Source organism: Microcoleus sp. S28C3, assembly GCF_036700785.1.
Taxonomy (GTDB): Bacteria; Cyanobacteriota; Cyanobacteriia; order Cyanobacteriales; family Microcoleaceae; genus Microcoleus; species Microcoleus asticus.
Genome location: NZ_JAUBPO010000049.1, coordinates 1 through 20,581 on the forward strand (window position 1 = coordinate 1; position 20,581 = coordinate 20,581).

Here is a 20,581-nt window from a genome sequence, read left to right on the forward strand (position 1 = left end):
ATACGTGAATACCACGTTTTCTATAGTTGTTTTTTTGTCAAGTACAATTTATACCAAATTAGATGAGCTTACCCTGGTTAAAAAAGCCTATGTTTTAAAGCGCCTCAACAGGTGCAGGTTCCCAAACTTCCCCGTATTTCTCCTGCAATTGGTGCCAATTTTCCACCTGTCCCGGTTCGTATTCCCCCGGTTTTCCCCACTGCAAAAACGCGCTCAAAGCAGCCTCATTTTGTTCGTCCAGAAAACGGATTGCATAAGTAGTAAAATTGCCTCTTTTCGCCTCGCCAGTTTCAAACTTCACCTGTTTGATTTTGTCCATATTCAAGTGAAACTCAAATATATCGGCGTGCATATTGGCATATTTACCCTTTGGCAACTCCGCATAAAACAGCTTGTGAATTGAACCGCGAACTTCCAGCACAGCCGCGCTGCTAGTCACGATTAAACGCAGCGTTCCCAATTGTTCGCAAGCTTCCAAGAATTCTTTCAGAGTCGCAGTCATATCAATTTTGGATTGTGGATTTTGGATTTTGGATTAAATCGATAATAAGAAAATGGGAGTTGGGAATTAGGAAAAGGAATTAGAGAAAAAAGGATAATTCTTCCTTCTTCCTTCTCTCCTAGATAACTAAAGCCTCTCCTAGATAACTAAAGCCTTCTTCCTTCTTTTTACCCCCCCGCGAAGTCGAAGGGCCTTCTTCCTTCATGTTTCGTGCAGTTCGTAAGCAGCGACAATCCGCTGCACTAGCGGGTGCCGCACCACATCCGCCTGAGAAAATTCGCAAAAAGCAATGCCCTCAACGTTGCGCAGAATGTTTTGGGCAACTGACAATCCCGACTGTTGGTTTGGTGGCAAATCTGTTTGAGTGATATCGCCCGTCACTACCATTCTCGATCGAAAGCCCAGACGAGTCAACACCATTTTCATTTGAGCCGGCGTCGTATTTTGAGCTTCGTCCAAAATTACGAAAGCATTGCTGAGAGTGCGCCCCCGCATATAAGCTAAAGGAGCTACTTCGATCAAGCCTCTTTCCATTAAATCAGCCATTTTTTCAGGGTCGATCATTTCTTGCAGGGCGTCGTAAAGCGGGCGCAAATATGGATCGACTTTTTGCTGCAAATCTCCCGGCAAAAACCCTAGTTTTTCGCCTGCTTCTACAGCCGGCCTTGTTAAGATTAGCCGTTCGTACTGTTTACTTAACAAAGCTTGGATGGCGAAAATAGCTGCTAAAAATGTCTTGCCAGTACCGGCAGGGCCGATGCAAAATGTCAGGTCATGGGTGCGTACTGCTTGGACGTACTGTCGCTGCTTGAAGGTTTTGGCTCTAATTTCTTCGCCGCGGCGTGTTTTGGCGAGAACGTCTCGCTGCAAGTCTTGTAAATCGCCTTGGCGGTTGGTATCCAAAGCTTGGCGCGCCGTCTGGATTTCAACTCCGGTAATATTTTTGCCTGATTTCCAATAGTCAGAGAGCGATCGCACTAATTTATGACACAATTCTACTTGACTTTTCGTGCCGGAAATTAGCAGTTCTTGCCCTCGCATTACCAGGTTAGCGCCGGTTTGCTTAGAGATAATTTTCAGGTTTTCTTCTTGATGGCCCGAGAGCGACATCGCGCTTTGAGTGCTCGGCAACTCTATTGTTAATTTTTCAATCATGCCAACATAAGCTCCTCCAAATAAGCAATTAAAAGTTAACAATTAACAGTTAAATCAGTCACTTTTTGCGAACAAAAAAACGCCAGTTACTAGGTTTTACCTAGTATCTAAGGCGTCTTTTAGATTTAGCTCCCAAATGAGTTTGGTGCTTGAGATACAAATCAAATCTCCTTTAAATCAAGTCAGGCAACTTTAGATTTTAGATTTTAGATTTTAGATTTTAGATGTACCTCATCCCGCTGACATTTGAGATTTAAAATTTTACATTTGTGTCCGATCGCAAAATCGGCAATCTCAAATCAAGCGGGGCTTGTAATACAAAGTTTACAACAGGCAATCTAAAATCTAAAATTGTTTTTTGGTTCTGCAGTTAATAACCGGGAGTATTTCTGCTCGTTCTAAACGTAGGTGTGTTAGTACGGCGAGGTTGTTCTCTCGGAGTTCTGCTAGCTAAGGGACTCGGCGACGGAGGCGGCGTCCGGGGTCGGAAGTCGCCTCGCGGCTCGCGCGATCCGCGATCCGGGCGATCGCGATCCGGGCGATCGCGATCGCCCCTGGGCGGCGAGGAGCCACGATCGCCGGCTTCGCCATCGTATATATCTAAGTAGAGCGACTGACCCGCCGTCTGCGCCACCGCTTCGAGCGTAGTTCTAATTGCCTGAATATTGCGTCCGCCCCTACCGTAAACCCGGCCTTTGTCGGGATCTTCAAAAGCGAGCCTAACCCAGACCCGCGATTGGCGCGGGTGCAGTTCGCAATCTACCCGCAAAGAGCCTGGGGTCTCTAAAAAAGGCCCAATTAAAAACTTAACCAGTCCAGCGTAGTTGGGACTAGCTGACTGCTGCTGTGCTGGATTCAACGTTGGCTCCGGCTCCGACTTGTTCAAATACATGGGCTTTTCTGAGGATGTCACGCACGGTGTCAGTTGGCTGAGCGCCTTCTTGCAGGCGCTTGACAATCGCTGGAACATCCAGCCTGGTTTCGTTATTTCTGGGGTTGTAATAGCCGAGCTCTTCTAGGGGACGGCCGTCGCGGCGGGTAGAACTGTTCATCGCTACAATCCGGTAGCTTGTCTCGCGTTTTTTCCCGTATCTCTTCAATCGCAGTTTGATCATCTTCTTGCAGAATAGTCTTGTTTCAATTCTAAGCTATTATGTCGGTCGTCTTTCTGCGAACCCCAACTCAACCCCTATTTCTTAACCTCCCAGCAAAATATCGCTGCGATTTGCTGCGCCCAAGGCAGGTCTGCCGCCGTCAATGTGCGGTGTAATTGCTAGTGGCAAAGTCAATGCAGTTCCCCACTGCTGCACCAATTTTTGCAAAAATATATCTTGCTGTTCTCTCAAAGAGTCCCAATCGGTGCCGCGATTAATAATTGCAAACCACACTAAACCCCGATCGCGCGTGGGTATGGCTCCAGCCAAAGCAATCACGGTGTCCAAACTACCTGTTTTCACCACAGCAGATCGCGGAATGTGCCGGTGTTCTACAGTGCCTTTATCGCGCCCGGACACCGGAAACAAGTCAGCAATCGTCAGCCCAGTAGTCTGAAGGTTGCGGGCGATCGCCTGCATCATCCCACAAGCCGCCCTCGGAGACATCTGATTTTCCACTCCCAATCCCGAACCGTTAACCAATTGGAGTTCCTCCTCCGGCACCCCCGCCGCCCAAGTCGCTTGCTGCTGCACTATCTTTGCCCCGCCCAAATCGTCTGCCAGCATCTGAGCCATTTCATTGTCGCTGTGGACGTTCATCTGCTTGAGAATTTCGGCTAAAGGGAGCGATCGGCGCTTCAGCAGCAAATGACCCGAAGCCACAAATTTCTCAGCAATGACGCTGCCGGCCACCGTTACTTGCGGCTTTCTAGTTCCCGGAGCCATCTTAGAATACATTGCCACCACGTCCTGAGGCCAACTGCGACCATCTAGAGCCTGTCGCAATATCTCCCCTGCCGCCAAAGGATCGGACTGGTAATTCATGCGAAAATTGCCTGTCACCACCAAATTGCCCGCCACCCGATCTATACCCATTTGATTGAGAGCATTGCCCACGGCGATCGCCTCCTCCCACACAAACAGCGGATCGCCCCCGCCGCTGACCACCAAATCTCCCTCCAATACACCATTGTTAATCGGCCCGGTTGCTCGGAACCGCGTTTCAAACTGATAATCCGCGCCCCAAGTCTCCAGCGACGCCAGAGAAGTCGCAATCTTAGTCAGCGAAGCCCCAGGCATCAGCACTGTCCCCTGCTGACTTACCAGCGGCACCATTCCCGCTTGCACCCAAATTCCCTGATTCCCATCAATCAGGTTCTTGTCTTTTAAGTCTTTTAAATATTCCCGCACCGTCGCTTCTGCGGGCAAGTCTGGATTTGCCGCACTTATTCCCCCAAAAGCCAAATCTTCGGCCACCACTAACCCGGGTATTCCTCCCCGCCAAGCCAGCACTGACGCAGCATTAGGCCCGGCAGTGCCTACCCCAGCCATGTCCAGCCACAGAGACATCATCCCTGAGCTAAATAAATCCAGCATTTTTTACTCCTAAAGTCAATCGATTTTAGATTTTAGATTTTAGATTTCAGATTGAAGAAAGCGCTCCCACTGATAAATCCGGGGGCAAGTGATGAGGATGGGGAGCTTTTTTCTCGCTCCACGGATGAATCCGGGGTTCCCGGACTAAAGTGCTTGCGATCATGTAAACTATTTCATTGATTTTTTCAATTTGCAGGCAAAAATAGTAAAGTAGTGACAAAACAAGCTCTATCAGAGTAGTCGGAAATGAGAATTGTCCGATCGGGCGCGAGCGGATTTTAGTTCTTTATTCAGACTTCTGGATTCACGCTCCTGACTTCCTGGTAGAATTTTTAGTGTTTCTCAAACATTGGTCAATGGGATCGACACGCGCAAGAATTGCAATAGACGCTATGGGTGGGGATCATGCCCCCGCCGAAGTTGTAGCTGGAGCGCTTAAGGCACAAGAAGAATTAGGCGTAGAGATTTTGCTCGTGGGCGACCCGCAGCAAATAGAAGACTCGCTCCGGCAACAAGACGCGATCGGCCGCGTCTCTACAGGTCAGCTAGAAATCGTTCCTTCTGAAGGAGCGGTGGAAATGCACGAAGAACCTTTGAGTGCCCTCAAACGCAAGCCCAACGCTTCGATTAACGTAGCGATGAACTTGGTAAAGCAGCAGCAAGCTGATGCTGTGGTGTCCGCCGGTCACTCCGGCGCGGCAATGGCTGCTGCCCTGCTCAGGTTGGGCCGGCTCCCCGGAATCGATCGCCCTGCGATCGGTGCGGTTTTGCCGACAATGGTACCGGGCAGCTCTGTACTCATTCTCGATGTCGGCGCTAATGTGGACTGCCGCCCCAAATTTTTGGAGCAGTTCGCTCTTATGGGAACTATTTACAGCCAGTGCGTGCTGGGCGTCGCCGAACCTAAAATCGGCCTGCTCAACATTGGCGAAGAACCTTCTAAAGGCAACGACGCAGCGGTGCGAACCCACCAGTTATTGGTGGACAACCCGAACATTCCTTTTGTGGGCAATGCCGAAGGTCGCGACGTGCTGTCTGGGAAGTTCGACGTGATTGTCTGCGACGGGTTTGTCGGCAACGTGTTGTTGAAGTTTGCCGAAGCAGTGGGCGAAGTCGTGGTGCAAGTGCTTAAGGAAGAATTGGCTGCCGGACTCAAAAATCAAATTAGCGCTCCCCTCCTGCAAGAAAGCCTCAAGGGGTTTAAGCAGCGGGTAGACCACGTTGAACACGGCGGCGGTTTGCTGTTGGGCGTTGCTGGAGTTTGCATTATCAGCCACGGTTCGTCTCAAGCTGCCTCGATTTTTAATGCCATTCGTTTGGCGAAGGAGGCTATAGACAACCAAGTGCTGGAGCGAATTCGATCGTCCAATCAGCAAAGCGCTCTGGAACAAGAAGCTGTGAATTAGAGGCAGTAAGTAGGAATTAAAAATTAAAAATGTCAAATTAAAAATGTCAGCTTAAACAAGCGGTTTTGCTTAAAAAAAGTAATGTCAGCAGTTTAAAAAATAATTTTAATTGGTAGTTTTTAATTTTTAATTTCTCGATCTATCGCTCATAAATGGAGAGGAATGTTGCAGCAATCAGGGTTCGGCATTGCCGTCACGGGTAGCGGTTCTTGTACACCGCAGGTTTCGCTGGATAATAACGGTTTGAGTCAGATAGTAGAAACTTCTGACGAGTGGATTGGCGCGCGGACGGGAATTCGCTCCCGCAGGCTGGCGGACGAACGCACTTCTTTGTGCGATTTAGCGTCGGAGGCATCGCTTCAGGCGATCGCAATGGCAGAAATTTCGCCGACAGATATCGATTTAATTATTTTGGCGACTTCCAGCCCTGACGATTTGTTTGGCTCTGCCAGTAAAATTCAATATCAATTGGGCGCGACAAAAGCTGTGGCTTTTGATTTGACAGCAGCTTGTTCGGGCTTTGTTTTTGGTTTAGTTACAGCCGCGCAGTTCATTCGGACAGGGGTTTATCAAAATGTTTTGCTGATCGGAGCAGATCTTTTATCTCGCTGGGTGAATTGGTCGGATCGGGGTACTTGCATTCTATTTGGAGACGGTGCAGGTGCGGTGGTATTGCAAGCTTCAGAAGTCGATTCCTTTTTGGGATTTGAAATTTGCAGCGACGGCACGCAAAATGCGTCTCTCAATTTGCCCTACAAAGCCGAATCAAAAGAATTAATTGAGGGCGTCAGCGTCGGAATTGGCGGATTTGAACCCATCACAATGAACGGTCAAGAAATCTATCGCTTTGCCGTGAGAAAAGTGCCGGAAGTCATAGAAAAAGCTATGTTTCGGGCAAATATTAGCGCTGCAGAAATTGACTGGCTGCTGTTACACCAAGCCAATCAGCGGATTCTCGATGCAGTTGCCCAAAGGCTAAAAATTCCCCCCGAAAAAGTAATCAGCAATTTGGCGAATTACGGCAATACCTCAGCGGCTTCAATTCCCCTTGCCTTAGACGAAGCCGTGCGTCTGGGTAAAGTTAAAGCGGGCGATACTATTGCTGCTGCTGGTTTCGGTGCAGGTTTGACTTGGGGGGCGGCGATTTTTAAATGGGGAAGGTAATATTTGGCGGCAGGCTGTAAACTTGCTGCGGTTATTGTCGGGAGTTCGACCCTTGCAAAATACAAATCCTTGAACACGCCATACATAGGGCAAGGTGCGCAGCCGTACACTCTCGGGGCAGGAGTTCTTGACAAGCGCGCCCTGAGATTGAAAATCCTCTATTCTTCGATCGACTTCCCCTGGCTTGAAGGTGGAAAATTTTGTTACGGCTATTAATCTGATTCAAGTAGCAAAAAAAATATAAAACTCGTAAAAAGCGCAACTATTATGTTATAATTGTGAGTCGCGAGTAGAGAGTTCGTTAACCGAAAGATAGCGGATACCAGCAAGCGAACTTAGAAGCGGGAAACAAAGAATTTTTGCAATCACCAATTAGCAACCACCAATTAGCAGATTACCGGAAAAATGACTAAAACAGCATGGGTATTTCCCGGACAAGGTTCCCAGGCGATCGGGATGGGTGCAGACTTATTAAACTTGCCAACAGCCAAAGCCAAATTTGAGCTCGCTAAAGAAATCTTAGGCTGGTCTGTCCCGGAAGTTTGCCAAAAAGAAGAAGCAAAACTATCTCGGACTCTCTACACTCAGCCTTGTTTGTTCGTAGTAGAAAGTATTTTGACCGACTTAATGCGAGAAAAAAGCGATCGGCCAGCAGTGGTTGCCGGTCACAGTTTAGGAGAATACGTTGCCCTCTATGCAGCAGGCGTTTTTGACTTTGAAACCGGATTGCGCTTAGTCAAACGCCGCGCCGAACTCATGGACACTGCCTCCGGCGGGCAAATGGTGGCTTTGATCGGGTTCGACAGGCAGGAACTAGAACTGCAAATTCAATACAGCCGAGACGTTGTGCTGGCAAACGACAACAGCGAAGCACAAGTCGTGATTTCTGGAACGCCCGCAGCAGTAGAAGATTTGCTTGCCAAAATCAAAGTCAAACGCGCCGTTAAATTGAATGTTTCCGGTGCGTTTCACTCTCCCCTGATGGCATCAGTGGCGGCAGAGTTTCAACTAGCCTTAAAATCTGCAAGGTTTTCCGATGCTAAAATGCTGGTGCTCTCGAACTCAGAACCGTCAGCCACTACCAGCGCAGCCACTTTAAAGCAGCGGTTGACTCAGCAGATGACTAAAGGCGTGCGGTGGCGAGAAATTTCCCTGCAATTGCCGCAACAAGGAATCGATCGCGTAGTGGAAATTGGCCCGGGCAAAGTTCTCACTGGTTTGATCAAACGGACTTGTCCGGATTTAACGCTGGTAAATGTTAGTAGTGTTGCAGATTTGCCCGCTTAATCTATTTTTAGCCTGTTATTAAACGGCAGGGTTATAAAATTTAGAGTTAATTGGCCCGAAGAGTGCCGAAAAATAAATAGCACAACAGGCAAATCCGATTATTGGCTGTTGTGCAACTTGGGGATAGACGATCCAGAGAGTTAGAAAATATTAATCAAAAATCGAGAAATCGATCGACCTGACCGAAAGCATCCAGGATAGAAGCCCCCGGATTCATCCGTCCAGAAATAAAAAACCTGTATCCAATAAAGGAGCCCCCGAATTTATCCGTGGGGTCAATGCTTCAATTCTTTAATCTAAAATCTAAAATCTCAAATCGATTGACGGGGCGATCGACAAATCCTGATGTAAACTGGGCGTAAAAACCAAGCTTATCTGGTGTTTATATGAAAAAAGTCCTTTACTGGTTGATGGGCGACAAGGCAGGCAGAACCATAGTAGGTGCTTGGAACTGGATGTGGGGACTGCCCGTGGAATCCGGCGGCCAGGTGTCGGTGGCAGTAGCCGAAGAGTCGCTGCGATCGATGCAAGAATCCGTTCAAAAGCTAGCAGCAGCAGTCTCAACCCAAGTTGCAGCCTACCAGCGCGCCAAAACTAAATATGAACAAAAAGTTAGGGAAATGCAAACCGTAGAGCGCCAAGCCATCACAGCCAAGCGCCACGGCAACGAAGAAGCAGCCCGCTTGGCAATGGCGAAGGTAATTCAGACAGAACAAATCCTGCCGCAATTAGAATCCCAAGTAAAACAAGCCGAACAATACGTCAACGCTTCCAAAGACAAGCTAAATCGAGAACGGATGAAGCTGGAAGCCTACAAAACTGATATGCAAAATATGAAAGATATGGCCGAGATTAACGAAGCCCTCGGAGCCATATCCAAAGTCAACAACGACCTCAGTATTGATTCAGCTCGATCGCAATTTGAGCAAGCCAAAAACGCCGTCCACGGCCGCAATCTCCAACAGCAAGCTTTAGCAGAGCTATCTGAGAACCCCCAAGAAAGACTTCAGGCAGAATTAGAAAATATGACCTTAGATGATGAAGTTAATCGCAGGCTACAAATGTTAGACGGCTCCAACAACAAAGAACTTCCCAGCTAAGGAGAATTTTATGGCTAAGAGCGGGCCTCCCCCCATAGTTTTTATTCTGTTATTTCTGTTGCTCGCCGGTGGCGGTTGGTTCTTTTTTCTGAACAAACCAGCATCGCAAGATGTTAGTAACAATCCCCCCACTCCTATACCCGCAGGCGGTGGTGGGGCCAATCTGCCTCCCGTCGCGCCAGTAGTCGGCGGCGCTTCCCCTATTGCAGCTAGTTCCTTTGCGCTTCCAGCTTCCGTACCTGCGGGTACGGCGGTGAGAATTGACGGTTCCACTAGCATGGTGACAATCAATCAGAACCTCAAGAACGGCTTTCAAGGCAAATTTTCCGGCACCCGAGTCGATACCAAAGCGAACGGTTCTGAAAAAGGAATTCAGGATTTGGTGGCGGGAACAGCCGATATTGCAGCGGTATCGCGACCTTTGACGGCTCAAGAACAAGGTCAGGGTTTGGCTGCTGTGCCCGTTGCCCTAGATACGATCGCCCTTGTAGTCGGCATTAACAACCCGTTTAAAGGAGGTTTAACCTCCGCTCAAGTTCAAGATATCTTCAAGGGAAATGCTCAAGACTGGTCGAAAGTCGGTGGCCCGGCGGGCCCGATTAAAGTAATTAACAGACCGGCAGTTAGCGGCACTCACCAAACGTTTAAAGAACAAGTGCTCGGAGGTGGCGAGTTTGGGACTGCGCCAAATATTACCACGCTCGATCGAGATGCTACAACTCCCCTGCTGCAAGCTTTAGGCAACAACGGCATTGGCTATGCGACTTCCGCTCAAGTAGCCAATCAGAAAACTGTGCGCGTTGTTGCCGTCAACGGTGCGACGCCGGATGCTGGTAACTATCCTTACAAGCGGGAGTTATACTACGCCTACAAAAATCCTCCTAGTCAAGCAGTTAAGGATTTCTTGGGCTACGCGACTTCTTCGGAAGGACAAAGAGCTATGCTGGCGGGAAATTGAGCCTTTGCAAACGTCCGAAATTTAGGAGTTGGCCAGACTTCTGTCGGGATCTACACAAGTGATGTCCGCGCAGGCGGACTTTCTTATTGGGCTGGATAAGGTGTGCACCCTACAAACCTCAAAATACTATTCCTTTGTCATTGCTGAACTGATAGGCTAATATTCGGTGTAATTTAAAATCTCAGGTTTTCTGTGAGCAAAAGTCGCGAACCAGTCGAAAGTTTACTTCTCTACTATTTATTCAAATGGTCAATTGTCAGCCCGATGCTGCACCTGTACTTTCGGGGCCGTATCTATGGTGCAGAAAATGTTCCGACAGAAGGGCCGCTGGTGGTAGTCAGCAATCACGCCAGCGATTTTGACCCGCCGATTTTGTCTAATTGCATGAGGCGGCCCGTCGCATTTATGGCAAAGGAAGAGTTATTTAAAGTTCCTATTTTGAAGCAGGCAATTACGCTTTACGGTGCTTATCCAGTGAAGCGGGAAAGTGCAGATCGCAGTGCAATTAGATCGGCTATCAACTCTTTAGAAAATGGCTGGGCGACGGGTGTATTTTTGCAGGGAACTCGCACGCCAGACGGCAGAATTACTGAACCTAAATTAGGTGCTGCGCTGATAGCTGCCAAGGCAAAAGCGCCGCTGTTGCCTGTTAGCTTGTGGGGAACTCACGCGATTTCGTCGAAAGGTTCGGGAATGCCGCGTCCGGTGCCGCTGACGGTGCGAATTGGCAAGTTAATTGAAGCGCCCGGTTCGTCGGATCGCGAGGAGTTGGAAGCGCTGACTCAAAGATGTGCGATCGAGATAAATGCGATGCACGATTTGGGTCGCTGATTTTATAACTTTTGTTGCTGTTTTTCAGGTTATATCTACAGATAGATGAATGCTAAAGATAAAAACCGAAAAATATCAATATAAGTGATTGAAAACAAGCGCAATAATTAGGCTTGAATTAGAGTTTAATTAGACAGGAGATAAGAAGAAACATATGGTAACAAGCAATCAAACCCGCGCGTTGGGATTGTTTTCTAACCGCGAAGATGCCGAGCAAGCTCTGACAGAATTGAAATCTTCCGGGTTTCCAATGGATAAAGTTTCGGTTGTTGCGAGGGATGCAGGCGAGTCTATAGGCGAGACTGAAACGATCGCTCAGGTGGGCGATAAAAATCTAGACACAGGAGCAGGAGTGGTAGGAGACACTCTGACAAATAGTGCTTTAGCCACCTTGCTAGTGGGTCTCGGAAGTTTAGCTATTCCCGGAATCGGGCCGATGATTGCAGCCGGGACTTTCGGCGCCTCACTGGTGGCTACCGTAGCAAGCACTGGCGTCGCGGCTGCGACTTTCGGTGGAGTGGTGAAGGCATTGACGGACTTGGGAATTCCCGAAGAAACAGCTAGAATTTACACCGATCGCCTGCGCGCCGGCGATTATTTGGTGGTAGTAGATGGCGCTGAGGATGATATTAGTCGGGCTCAAGGGATTTTCAGCAGTCGGGGCATTCAAAATTGGGGCGTTTTTTAAACAAGAATTGTGCACCAAGTCTATCCCTAGGGCGATGCACACCTCACCATTGGTGAGAAGAATTAGCTCAAATTTAGTACCCGACTTTTGTGTGAAAATTAGCGCAATCGATCCTCCCTAACTTAAAAAGGGGGGATCGGAAACGGTATTTCGTATGCCGGGAAGGGGATTGAGATTCGGCTAAAACCCCAATCTAGACGTAGTTTTAGTCTTCAGTTGACATTCATTCATTGCCCACCCGTTCCCTACAAGTAAATTATTGATTTTTATCGCTCATCTTTTGATGCTGAGGCGGTGACATAAGCGACAGCTAAAGGCGAAATTTTTTCTGTAACTGCTGCGATAACTTGGCCTTCAAAGTCAGTCCAAACTCTGGGGCGATCGAACATACAAGGCTGCAAAACCCCCCACAATAAGCCATCAGAACAAAGGTGAGCGTGAATCAAAGCTCGATGTCCGAAATTTTTTGCCTCAAAATCTTTGTTGACAACTTCAGGATTCGCTGTTTCAACATCCTCAACAAAAATCGAAGGTTCAGTTCGCAAAGCTGCTGCAAACAAAGGGTCTTCTTCCCCTAAAGATTCCGGTTCTTTTTTCCATTCTGCGTCCCAAACCTCTGGAATGTTCGAGTTGCGACGCCAGCAGTAAGGTACTCGGCCCATTTGCGTTTCAGGATTGCGGAGGTAGAGAAAGACCCGATCGCAATTTAACACCTCGCCTAAAGCCGGTACCAAAGCCGAAAAAACAGCATCCGCACTCTTGCTGTCACTCAAAATTTGCTCCAGAACTTGCGGCAGAATTTGGTCGGTCATTAACTTTAGCTATTGAAGTTCATCTACTGATTTTAAACTACTGGTTCTATTCTCTTCAGTTAGGCATTGGTCATCAGCGTCTTCCCGGTGCCTTAAATCGCTATAGAAGACAAGTTTTAAAACCAGAGGGAATGGGAAAAAATTTAAAACTTGCTCAATGCTTTCCTTTGTTTATTCAATTCTGGCTTGGCTGAAGTTAGCACCCGTATAACCGGTTGTCAGCCAAAGAATAGCTCTAGCACCGTCGCGAACAGCTTTTTCCACCGGTTCGGGGGTTCGCCCAGACGGAACTGCCACAGGCTTAAAGCTAATGCCTCGACTGCCGAGCACGATTTCGCCGATAATCTGAGCTCGCCGCATATGATCGTCAGAAGTGATCAGATACACGCTCTCAATCCCTCTAGCTTTCAATTCATCTACCAGGGTAGTAAAATTTGTTACCGTATCCACCGCTCTGTAGTCTAAGTGCAGGCGATCGGACTCGATTCCCGCTTCCGAAAACACCCATTCCGCGAACTCCGGATTGCTCCCAGACGACACCCAAATCGGCAATTCAGGATACTTCTGAGCAAATTTGGCGGCAAACACCTCTCGCTCCGTAGCCCCACCTAGAACCAACAAAGCTTGGGGTCTCTGAAATTCGCTCTTAACGTGCTGATAGCCAAACCAGCACGCGATCAAAAGCCCTACTAGGAACCAAAAACTGCGTGAAGTGTTCAAACGCTTGTAACGCTGCGTGTTTGAATTGATTTTTAACCACATCTAAACCTATAAAAATTTTATGTAACTCACAAAGGAACAATAACAAAAAATACCGCACGTATAGCCCACTAACAGGAATTAAAAATTAAAATTTAAAAAAGGGTCGGGGGATCGTAGATTTTAGCTTTTAGATTTTAGATTTTAGATTGACTCTACGCTTGTGGTGGGGCTTAAACAGGTGATTTTAGATGTGAGATTTCAGATGGACTCTAGAGAGAGAGGTTCTGCGTAAGTCCTCGTCTTCAAGCAAGTATTCGTCCTTGGGCGAATTCATTACCGGATATGCAAAAAAGAGGGGCAAAACTAAGCTTCCCCCTCCTGCTTTTAATTTTTCTTGATTTTTAACGGGACTGGCCGGGTTCGAACCGGCGGCCTAGCGCTTCAGATTTGTGTGAGTTTCCCCACTCTCTGGACTATACCTTCACCATATGCTCGCAGCTTTTAGGTGGTGACCGTCTAGTCTCTAAACCTTCCTGATTTCAATATAGGCGATTGTTTAATCGCCCTGAACTCAGGCTTGGCTTGGTATTGCCTTAGAGTCATAGGAACCTACGAACTCTTTAGGTTTCACCAAATTTGACCACATTCACTCCCAGAGTTTCCTCGCAGGGTGCCCGATTCTTCAGGAGGCGCTTGCTCTATCCATCTGAGCCACAGCCCCAGTTGCTAAACCGTTTTGATTATAGCAGTTAATGTCGATTTTGAATTTTTTATTTTGGACGATTACCGATCGCCAGTTGCCAGTTTCGCAGCGATGCGGGCAAAGTTTTCTGCTGCGGTGAGTTTACCGGCACCGTAACAGGCGCGCTGCCTCCATGCGGTGACGGGGAGATGTCCGGGGGGAGCATCTTCGTTGAAGGAGAGCTCGCTGTAATATTTCCAATTTTCCTTGACTCGCCAGCCGACTCGATCGCAAAATTCAGTATAATTTGCCTCGGTACTTTCCCAAATCTGCTGCTGCACGCTCAACCCGAACCGCCCGCTGCTGTATTGTTGCCAAAGTTGGTCGATCGTGCGAAGGTCTGTAGGAGGAAAACTGTCAATATCGGCTGCACTCAGCCAGCCTTCGTCTTCCCTGACAGCTATTTGCAGCAAGATTTCCCAAGTGTGTTCGTCAGCTTTGCGCCATTTTCCGGTTTCTAATAGCTTTGTCAGTTGTCGGTAGTCCATTCCCACTTCGGAAATTGCCGGAGTTGAGTCAGGTATGGCGCCGATTTTGTCTTCCAGTCGCAGTAGAGTGCTGACAATCAATTCGGGGTTTAGTTGTTCGAGGCGGTACAGAACCCATTCTAACTGAGATTGAAGGTACGTGCGGGCGATCGCACCTTGCTGCAATTCCCCCTGCAACTCATCAAATTTAGCTAACCAATTTTGTTGATTGCGGGCCAATTCCCACATTTTTTTTGCCCACTGCAATCTAACTTCTTCTTTTTTTAAATAAGTTTTGGAAGGCTTAGCACGTTGCGGGTAGGGAGTCAAATCCCAGCCGCAAATCGAGCAAAACTCTGGTTTTTCTATGTATTCAGTACCGCACACGGGACAGTTAGACATATTGCCATAAATTCGGTTGCCAACTAATTATCTGACATCCGGTAAATTAACGATAATTCGAGTATATGGTTAGGTTGCACCCTACAATTTGAGTTAATTATAAGCGGTGATGTGCGCATTTCGCGCCAAGTTAGAGTTACTTATACCGCTCTAACAAGGCAAGCGAATAGTAAACAAACTGCCTTTGCCCAACTCTGATTTTACCTCGATCGTACCGCGGTGAGCTTCGACTATTTGGCGGCAGAGGTGCAGTCCCAAACCTGTACCGGATTTCTTGTGAGTTCCCGGGCCAAACCTTTCAAATAACTTTGCTTTTTCGGTGGGAGAAATGCCGGCGCCGGTGTCTTGGATTTCTATGATTACCCATGCCAGCGGTTGGTTTTTGAAGCTAGTATAAGCAGGTGAATTGGCAGCTTTTAAGCGGACATCTATTGAGCCGCTGTCGGTGAATTTAATCGCATTTCCGATTAAATTTGTCAGCAAGCGGTGCAGCTCCAGACGATCGCCCGGATACTTCGCAATCGGAGCACTTTCTGCACTTTCTGTCAAGTCTAAATTTACCGACAAACCTTTAGCATCGGCTAGGGGAGAGAGTTCTTCAGCTACTTCATTAATGAGCTGGCGCAAGTCCACGGGAGCGAAACTTAGGGATTTGCGACCTGCTTCGTAGCGGTAGACTTCCAGCAGCATATTTACCATCGCGATCAGGTTTTGGTTGCTGCGAACCATCGTCCCGAAAGCGTCGCGCATGGGAAGCGAAATTTCTCCCAAAGCTCCCTGCTGCATTAAACTTAGCATTCGATCGGCTGCTACGAGGGGCGTCCGCAAGTCGTGAGCGAGCCGGGAGACAAAATCTTCGCGCTGGAGGGCGATCGAATTGCGCTCGTCTACGCTGTGTTTTAGCCGCAGGAGCGATCGTACCCTCGCCAGCAGTTCGTCCATTTCGACTGGTTTGCGGATGAAATCGTCAGCTCCCATGTCCAATCCCTGGACTACGCTGGCACTGTCGTGAGCCGTGATCAGCAAAATCGGGATAAAGGGCAATTCCTTATTTTGTCTGATTCGCTTGGTGACTTCGTAACCGTCCATCCCCGGCATCATCACGTCTAGCAGTACCAAATCCGGGGCTGACTTGTCAATTTGGCTCAAGGCGGAAAAGCCGTTTTCTGCCGTGCTAATTTCGTAACCTTCTTCTTCCAGGATTGTCTGCACCAACAAAACATTATCTGGTGCGTCATCTACTACCAGAATCCGATCGGCTTTTGTGGCATTTGGAACAGATAAATAAGTCATTTAATTGTTAGCCTGGAAATAAATACTAACTTTAATCGTGCATCGGATTTATGTTTTCACATTTTTCCACTTGTTAACTCTGTCATAAGGAAGATATAAAAAAATATGTAATCTTTTTACATTTTGTCGCTCGGATGTGATATCATGTCGTACTTTATTGTCATAGTATGAACCCCGTCCCAATCCTCGGGCGGAGGTATTTCCAAATACCTGAGGGAGCGCTCGATGTGAACTTCCACAGGTCGATCGCTAGGTCGTATCGCTAAAGCCGCTTCAAAACAACTAATAGCTTTATGAAAATTTCTAGCAATATAAGCCTCCCTACCGTTGCTGTAAAGTTCCAAAAACCTAACGGTTTCCCCATCGATGGGTTCAGAAGTATTTTGCAGCAACTCGTAAATACCCACCGGCTGATTTTGGCCCTTAACCCGCACCTTGTCCAACTCTCGCACCCAAATCCCTTCGCGGCACAAACTGTATGTAAATTCGCTCAAAATGATATCGCAGCCGTACTCTTTTGTAAGCTGTTCCAATCGCGAGCTCAAATTCACCGCATCCCCGATCACCGTGTAATCCATCCGCTTTTGGGAACCAATATTTCCCGAAACCACTTCTCCAGAACTAATCCCAATTCCGAAACGAAACGGATCTTCGCCGGGGCGAGAATCATTAAACTCTTTCAAACGCCTGCGCATATCTAAAGCCGACTGAACCGCCATCCAACCGTGACTTTCCGGGGGATTCAGCGGCAGCGGCGCCCCGAACACGGCCATTAAAGCATCGCCGATAAACTTGTCTAAAGTTCCTTCGTGATGGAAAACGGCCTCCACCATCGTCTCAAAATACTCGTTCAGCAGCGATACTACCTCCGAGGCTCCCAGATTTTCGGTGAGTGTGGTGTAGCCGCGAATGTCGGAAAATAAAATAGTAACTTCTTTGCGTTCGCCTACCATCAGCGCACCTTCGCCCAAAGCCATCACTTTATCTACGACTCCAGGAGTCAGGTAGCGGTACATCGTATTTTTCATCCGCTTTTCGCGGCTGATGTCTTCGAGTACCACTAAACCGCCGCGCACCCCGCCTTCTGGATTGATCAGCGGGTTGACAGTCAAATTCAAACTGCGTTCAATTACTTTTATTCGAGAGGCCGGGAGGGGCAGCGGACAATAAGGGTGATACCGGGCTGCATTGGGCAGCGAAAATAGAGATTGGGAATTAGCTAATTCTGCCTGGGCTACTTCCTCAGTCCAGGCGCTGTTTTCGCCCCAAGCGTAATATAAATTCGGGTCAGTGCGATCGGGCACAGCCAAAATGTAGGTTTCTTCTCCTATTTCTTCTTCTGTTTTTGCTGCTGCTGTTTCTGCGGAACAACAGGTTTTTTCCACCAACAGTCCCACTGTTAAACTTTGTTCGGGAACGTAATGTCTGGCAGCATTGTGGAGACTGTCTTCGAGTCGAAATTGCAAATTATCGATCGGCACAACTTCCCAAACATAGCGGTCGATCAGTTTTTCTTCCCAAATCTGGGGATTGTGTTTGCTTTTAGCTTGATTTACCGGACAGCCCAACAATTCCAGCGCCGCTTCGTTAATCGTTACAACTCGCCCCTGTAAATCCGTGGAAATTACTGCATCGGAAAGACTTTGCAGCATATCTTTTTGATACTGCTTTTCCACCATCACGTTCTGAAACAGTTGAGAATTTTGCAGCGCCATTCCTGCTTGGGAATTAAAAGCTCGCAAAAACTCTTCGTCGGAAGTGGTGAAAGTACCTTGGTTCTTATTAATTAGCTGAGTCACCCCGATCAGCTCACCTTTAGCGTTATGCACCGGCATACACAAGACCGTCCGAGTGCGGTATCCGGTTTGCTGGTCTGTAGAGGGATCAAAGCGGGGATCGTCGTAAGCATCTGTAATATTTAGAGGTTGACCGGTCGAAGCCACGTAACCAGCAATTCCCTTATTAGCAGGAATGCGGAGATCTACCATCGTTTTGCCGTCGGCCTTGGCGACTTTTGTCCAGAGTTCGTTGGTTTCCCGATTTAACAAAAATAGCGTACTGCGATCGGCCTGCATCAAGTCGCGAGCTTGATCCATTACAGAGCGCAAAGTTGTTTCCAAGTCAAGACTTTGACCCAAAGTCGTGGTCGCTCTCAGCAGTGCGGCAACCCCTCGCTGGTTGCGGGCCACGACGTAGAAAGACTGACAGCTTTCGAGAATAATCCCGATCGAATCTGCAAAAGCCTGGAACTGCTCTTCGTCTTCCTCGCTAAAGGGGACATTGCCAGCTTTATTTAACAGTCTGACCACCGCTACGGGTTCGTGTTGGCTCTTGCTGCTAAAAATCGGCATACAGAGAATGGTTTCGATCTGGTAGCCCGGTGGTTCGTCTACTTCGGAATTAAAATGCTCGTGCGATCGAGCCGACGCGACATTTATCGATTTTCCGGTTGTTGCCACGTAGCCTAAAATGCCTGCATCCATCGGCAAACGAACTTCTAAATCTTCGCCAAGTGCATCGACTGTTTTGTGCCACAGTTGATTTTTGTTGGAGTCAACCAAAAAAATTGTTGTCCGGTCTGCTTGCAGAATTTGACCAATTTTGACAGTGAAGGCATCTAACAGTTGCTCTAAGAGAGTTTCGAGTGCTTCATTGTTAATCAGGTCCATCGCCCGGATAAATTGCTGAAATTCAGCCGTGATAAAGTCCAGCAGGCACACTAATTCAGGAACTGGCAGGCTCTTAACACGGGAGGTCAATGCCCCCATAAAATTGACTTGAGTCAGTGTAGCCAGAACGCTACCAGCATTGGAGAATGTCATGATTAACTGCTTTCTCAGAGGGGTAGACTGACCCGCAGGTCGATCGGCGCTTGATTCTGCTGCGGTACAAACGATTTAAGTTGTTTGGAAACGCGCCGACAGTCGCTTGTCGCTTTGATGAATCGTGAGCTCAACAGTGGCGCAGGCAACTTCTGTTTTTGTTACATATGCTCGATCAATCTTTTTTACAACCTCGATAATGATGAGGGTTCGTCAATTAAAGCTGAACTTGAGTTCGGAACACTGCTAGCCTGAAAATTAGCTCCCAAGCTTTCGTTCGATCGAGAGTGCAATGTGGATTTGACCCTCTGTGCTCGGCTGCTGCGCGGTGTGACTGTTTTAGCGCACTCGGCGACCGTATCCGGTTAGGTGAAGGGCGCTATGAAATCAGCGCGCAAGGCATTCCTACAGAGCTACTCATAGTTTAATGGTAAACGCAACACCACGATAGCTACGGTAATTTATGCAGCAAAAAAGTTATATCGCTCTTTGAGTAGATCCGTCCTCGCTACCCACTGACGATCGAACAGCGAAGCTAAACTGTCGGTGAGGTTTAAAGGTGCTACAGATGCTGACATTTAGGCCGCTCTGGGCATGGACTCGGCAAATACCACCGATTGATAGTAGCGCTGCAGTTGTGCGGTGGCGGCTGCCCAACCCCAGCGTTCGGCTTCTCGGCGAGCGTTTTGGCGCAGGGTTTCCCGTTCTTCGGGATTCGCAAACAGACGCTGGGTGGCGGTCAGAGATCCTCTTTCGTCGGCGGGGTCAAATAAATATCCGTTAACGCCGTCGGTGACGATATCGGGAATTCCGCCGCTGCGCGCCGCCACTACGGGCGTCCCCGCAGCCATTGCTTCTAGGAGCACTAAGCCCAGGGTTTCGGTGCGGGAGGGAAAAATGAAGGCGTCGGCCGATGCGTAAGCTGTGGCGAGTTCTTGCCCCTTGAGGTAGCCGACAAAATTAGTGGGGGTGCCGGCAAAATATTGTTCGAGGGTTTGCCGGTGCGGGCCGTCTCCGACTAAGGCGAGGCGGGCGTCGGGAATCGCTGCGAGGACTGGTTTGATGCGTTCGATTTCTTTTTCTGCACCGAGGCGGCCGACGTACAGCAGCAGGGGACTGTCGGGGTTATTTTCCGAAAGGCGCGATCGCATTTCTCGACTTGCCAATTCCGGGACAAACATTTCAGTATCTACGCCCCGCTGCCACAAATCTACCCGATCGATCCCGTGGCTTCTGAGTTCCTCCACCATTGCTGTAGAAGTACACAAATTCAATTCTGCTTGATTGTGGGCACCTTTGAGCAATTCCCACAATAAAGGTTCGAGGACTCCAAAACCGTAATGGTGCAAATATTTCGGCAAATGCGTGTGGTAAGAAGCCAAAATCGGAATGTTCAACTTTTTGCCGTAATATATACCGCCCAATCCCAAAATAGCGGGATTGACAACGTGAATAATATCCGGTTTAAACTGCTGTAATTGGCGACCGACAGCCGGAGAAGGAAGTGCCATTTTCAGTTCCGGGTACATCGGCAAAGGCAAACCCTCCACACCATAAATTCGGGCGCCTTTGTATTCTTTAATCCCGTAATCTGGAGAAAATATCAGAACTTGTTCGCCCGCGCGCTGCAAGTGATCTACAGTGTGAATCAGTCTGGTGACAATGCCGTCTATTTTCGGCAGAAAAGTTTCAGTAAAAAGAGCAATTTTCATAAAAGTA

At 48.2% G+C, this 20,581-nt stretch carries 18 protein-coding genes; 7 read left to right on the forward strand and 11 right to left on the reverse strand.

Annotated features, from left to right (window positions below):
* Nucleotides 1–94: 94 nt before the first annotated feature.
* The 5 genes from QUA13_RS15975 to QUA13_RS15995 form a co-directional block, all read right to left on the reverse strand.
* Nucleotides 95–502 carry a ChuX/HutX family heme-like substrate-binding protein gene (locus QUA13_RS15975; RefSeq protein ID WP_333192555.1) on the reverse strand — a complete coding sequence of 136 codons (408 nt, stop codon included), beginning with the start codon at nucleotides 500–502 and terminating at the stop codon, nucleotides 95–97.
* A gap of 201 nt (nucleotides 503–703) precedes the next feature.
* Complete coding sequence (locus QUA13_RS15980; protein WP_172186121.1) at nucleotides 704–1,657, reverse strand: PhoH family protein; 954 nt, start codon at nucleotides 1,655–1,657, stop codon at nucleotides 704–706.
* Between the two features lie 370 nt (nucleotides 1,658–2,027).
* A complete protein-coding gene (locus tag QUA13_RS15985) occupies nucleotides 2,028–2,516 on the reverse strand; it encodes a KH domain-containing protein (RefSeq protein WP_246276635.1) in 489 nt (162 codons plus the stop codon).
* Nucleotides 2,488–2,772, reverse strand: a complete 285-nt coding sequence (gene rpsP, locus QUA13_RS15990; RefSeq protein ID WP_242721878.1) for a 30S ribosomal protein S16 — start codon at nucleotides 2,770–2,772, stop codon at nucleotides 2,488–2,490. The genes QUA13_RS15985 and rpsP overlap by 29 nt, the downstream gene beginning before the upstream one ends.
* Nucleotides 2,773–2,853: 81 nt before the next feature.
* Entirely contained in the window at nucleotides 2,854–4,188 is a 1,335-nt protein-coding gene (locus tag QUA13_RS15995; RefSeq protein WP_333199982.1) for a D-alanyl-D-alanine carboxypeptidase, read from the reverse strand.
* 356 nt (nucleotides 4,189–4,544) lie between these two features.
* On the opposite strand from QUA13_RS15995, the gene plsX reads away from it, so the two are divergent.
* From plsX to QUA13_RS16030, 7 genes are all read left to right on the forward strand, one after another.
* The gene (gene plsX / locus QUA13_RS16000) at nucleotides 4,545–5,594 is read left to right on the forward strand and encodes a phosphate acyltransferase PlsX (protein ID WP_333199984.1); all 1,050 of its coding nucleotides are present in this window, start codon (nucleotides 4,545–4,547) and stop codon (nucleotides 5,592–5,594) included.
* A 162-nt stretch (nucleotides 5,595–5,756) separates the two neighbouring features.
* Nucleotides 5,757–6,758, forward strand: a complete 1,002-nt coding sequence (locus QUA13_RS16005; RefSeq protein ID WP_333199986.1) for a beta-ketoacyl-ACP synthase III — start codon at nucleotides 5,757–5,759, stop codon at nucleotides 6,756–6,758.
* Between the two features lie 405 nt (nucleotides 6,759–7,163).
* Complete coding sequence (fabD, locus tag QUA13_RS16010; protein WP_172186101.1) at nucleotides 7,164–8,045, forward strand: ACP S-malonyltransferase; 882 nt, start codon at nucleotides 7,164–7,166, stop codon at nucleotides 8,043–8,045.
* A 386-nt stretch (nucleotides 8,046–8,431) separates the two neighbouring features.
* On the forward strand, nucleotides 8,432–9,145 hold the full coding sequence (locus QUA13_RS16015) for a PspA/IM30 family protein (RefSeq protein ID WP_333199988.1): 714 nt from the start codon (nucleotides 8,432–8,434) through the stop codon (nucleotides 9,143–9,145).
* Nucleotides 9,146–9,155: 10 nt separating this feature from the next.
* Nucleotides 9,156–10,103 carry a phosphate ABC transporter substrate-binding protein gene (locus QUA13_RS16020; RefSeq protein ID WP_333199990.1) on the forward strand — a complete coding sequence of 316 codons (948 nt, stop codon included), beginning with the start codon at nucleotides 9,156–9,158 and terminating at the stop codon, nucleotides 10,101–10,103.
* 192 nt (nucleotides 10,104–10,295) lie between these two features.
* Nucleotides 10,296–10,934 carry a lysophospholipid acyltransferase family protein gene (locus QUA13_RS16025; protein ID WP_333199992.1) on the forward strand — a complete coding sequence of 213 codons (639 nt, stop codon included), beginning with the start codon at nucleotides 10,296–10,298 and terminating at the stop codon, nucleotides 10,932–10,934.
* Nucleotides 10,935–11,088: 154 nt separating this feature from the next.
* Entirely contained in the window at nucleotides 11,089–11,622 is a 534-nt protein-coding gene (locus QUA13_RS16030) for a hypothetical protein (RefSeq protein ID WP_333199994.1), read from the forward strand.
* Nucleotides 11,623–11,888: 266 nt separating this feature from the next.
* Here QUA13_RS16030 and QUA13_RS16035 read toward each other — a convergent pair whose 3' ends face one another.
* From QUA13_RS16035 to QUA13_RS16060, 6 genes are all read right to left on the reverse strand, one after another.
* The gene (locus QUA13_RS16035) at nucleotides 11,889–12,434 is read right to left on the reverse strand and encodes a GAF domain-containing protein (protein ID WP_333199996.1); all 546 of its coding nucleotides are present in this window, start codon (nucleotides 12,432–12,434) and stop codon (nucleotides 11,889–11,891) included.
* Between the two features lie 171 nt (nucleotides 12,435–12,605).
* The gene (locus tag QUA13_RS16040; RefSeq protein WP_333199998.1) at nucleotides 12,606–13,196 is read right to left on the reverse strand and encodes a YdcF family protein; all 591 of its coding nucleotides are present in this window, start codon (nucleotides 13,194–13,196) and stop codon (nucleotides 12,606–12,608) included.
* A gap of 723 nt (nucleotides 13,197–13,919) precedes the next feature.
* Nucleotides 13,920–14,747: a GUN4 domain-containing protein gene (locus QUA13_RS16045; protein ID WP_333199999.1), complete on the reverse strand. Its 828-nt coding sequence runs from the start codon at nucleotides 14,745–14,747 to the stop codon at nucleotides 13,920–13,922.
* 150 nt (nucleotides 14,748–14,897) lie between these two features.
* Nucleotides 14,898–16,040, reverse strand: a complete 1,143-nt coding sequence (locus QUA13_RS16050; RefSeq protein WP_172186109.1) for a sensor histidine kinase — start codon at nucleotides 16,038–16,040, stop codon at nucleotides 14,898–14,900.
* Between the two features lie 116 nt (nucleotides 16,041–16,156).
* Nucleotides 16,157–18,862 (reverse strand): GAF domain-containing protein, encoded by a 2,706-nt coding sequence (locus tag QUA13_RS16055; protein ID WP_333200001.1) that lies wholly within the window; start codon nucleotides 18,860–18,862, stop codon nucleotides 16,157–16,159.
* 578 nt (nucleotides 18,863–19,440) lie between these two features.
* Nucleotides 19,441–20,574 (reverse strand): glycosyltransferase, encoded by a 1,134-nt coding sequence (locus tag QUA13_RS16060; protein ID WP_333200003.1) that lies wholly within the window; start codon nucleotides 20,572–20,574, stop codon nucleotides 19,441–19,443.
* Nucleotides 20,575–20,581 lie beyond the last annotated feature (7 nt).

Coding starts and splice junctions, on each gene's coding strand:
- QUA13_RS15975 (WP_333192555.1), bottom strand. CDS start 502: ATGACTGCGACTCTGAAAGAATTCTTGGAAGCTTGCGAACAATTGGGA.
- QUA13_RS15980 (WP_172186121.1), bottom strand. CDS start 1,657: ATGATTGAAAAATTAACAATAGAGTTGCCGAGCACTCAAAGCGCGATG.
- rpsP (WP_242721878.1), bottom strand. CDS start 2,772: ATGATCAAACTGCGATTGAAGAGATACGGGAAAAAACGCGAGACAAGC.
- QUA13_RS15995 (WP_333199982.1), bottom strand. CDS start 4,188: ATGCTGGATTTATTTAGCTCAGGGATGATGTCTCTGTGGCTGGACATG.
- plsX (WP_333199984.1), top strand. CDS start 4,545: ATGGGATCGACACGCGCAAGAATTGCAATAGACGCTATGGGTGGGGAT.
- QUA13_RS16005 (WP_333199986.1), top strand. CDS start 5,757: ATGTTGCAGCAATCAGGGTTCGGCATTGCCGTCACGGGTAGCGGTTCT.
- fabD (WP_172186101.1), top strand. CDS start 7,164: ATGACTAAAACAGCATGGGTATTTCCCGGACAAGGTTCCCAGGCGATC.
- QUA13_RS16015 (WP_333199988.1), top strand. CDS start 8,432: ATGAAAAAAGTCCTTTACTGGTTGATGGGCGACAAGGCAGGCAGAACC.
- QUA13_RS16020 (WP_333199990.1), top strand. CDS start 9,156: ATGGCTAAGAGCGGGCCTCCCCCCATAGTTTTTATTCTGTTATTTCTG.
- QUA13_RS16030 (WP_333199994.1), top strand. CDS start 11,089: ATGGTAACAAGCAATCAAACCCGCGCGTTGGGATTGTTTTCTAACCGC.
- QUA13_RS16035 (WP_333199996.1), bottom strand. CDS start 12,434: ATGACCGACCAAATTCTGCCGCAAGTTCTGGAGCAAATTTTGAGTGAC.
- QUA13_RS16040 (WP_333199998.1), bottom strand. CDS start 13,196: ATGTGGTTAAAAATCAATTCAAACACGCAGCGTTACAAGCGTTTGAAC.
- QUA13_RS16045 (WP_333199999.1), bottom strand. CDS start 14,747: ATGTCTAACTGTCCCGTGTGCGGTACTGAATACATAGAAAAACCAGAG.
- QUA13_RS16050 (WP_172186109.1), bottom strand. CDS start 16,040: ATGACTTATTTATCTGTTCCAAATGCCACAAAAGCCGATCGGATTCTG.
- QUA13_RS16055 (WP_333200001.1), bottom strand. CDS start 18,862: ATGACATTCTCCAATGCTGGTAGCGTTCTGGCTACACTGACTCAAGTC.
- QUA13_RS16060 (WP_333200003.1), bottom strand. CDS start 20,574: ATGAAAATTGCTCTTTTTACTGAAACTTTTCTGCCGAAAATAGACGGC.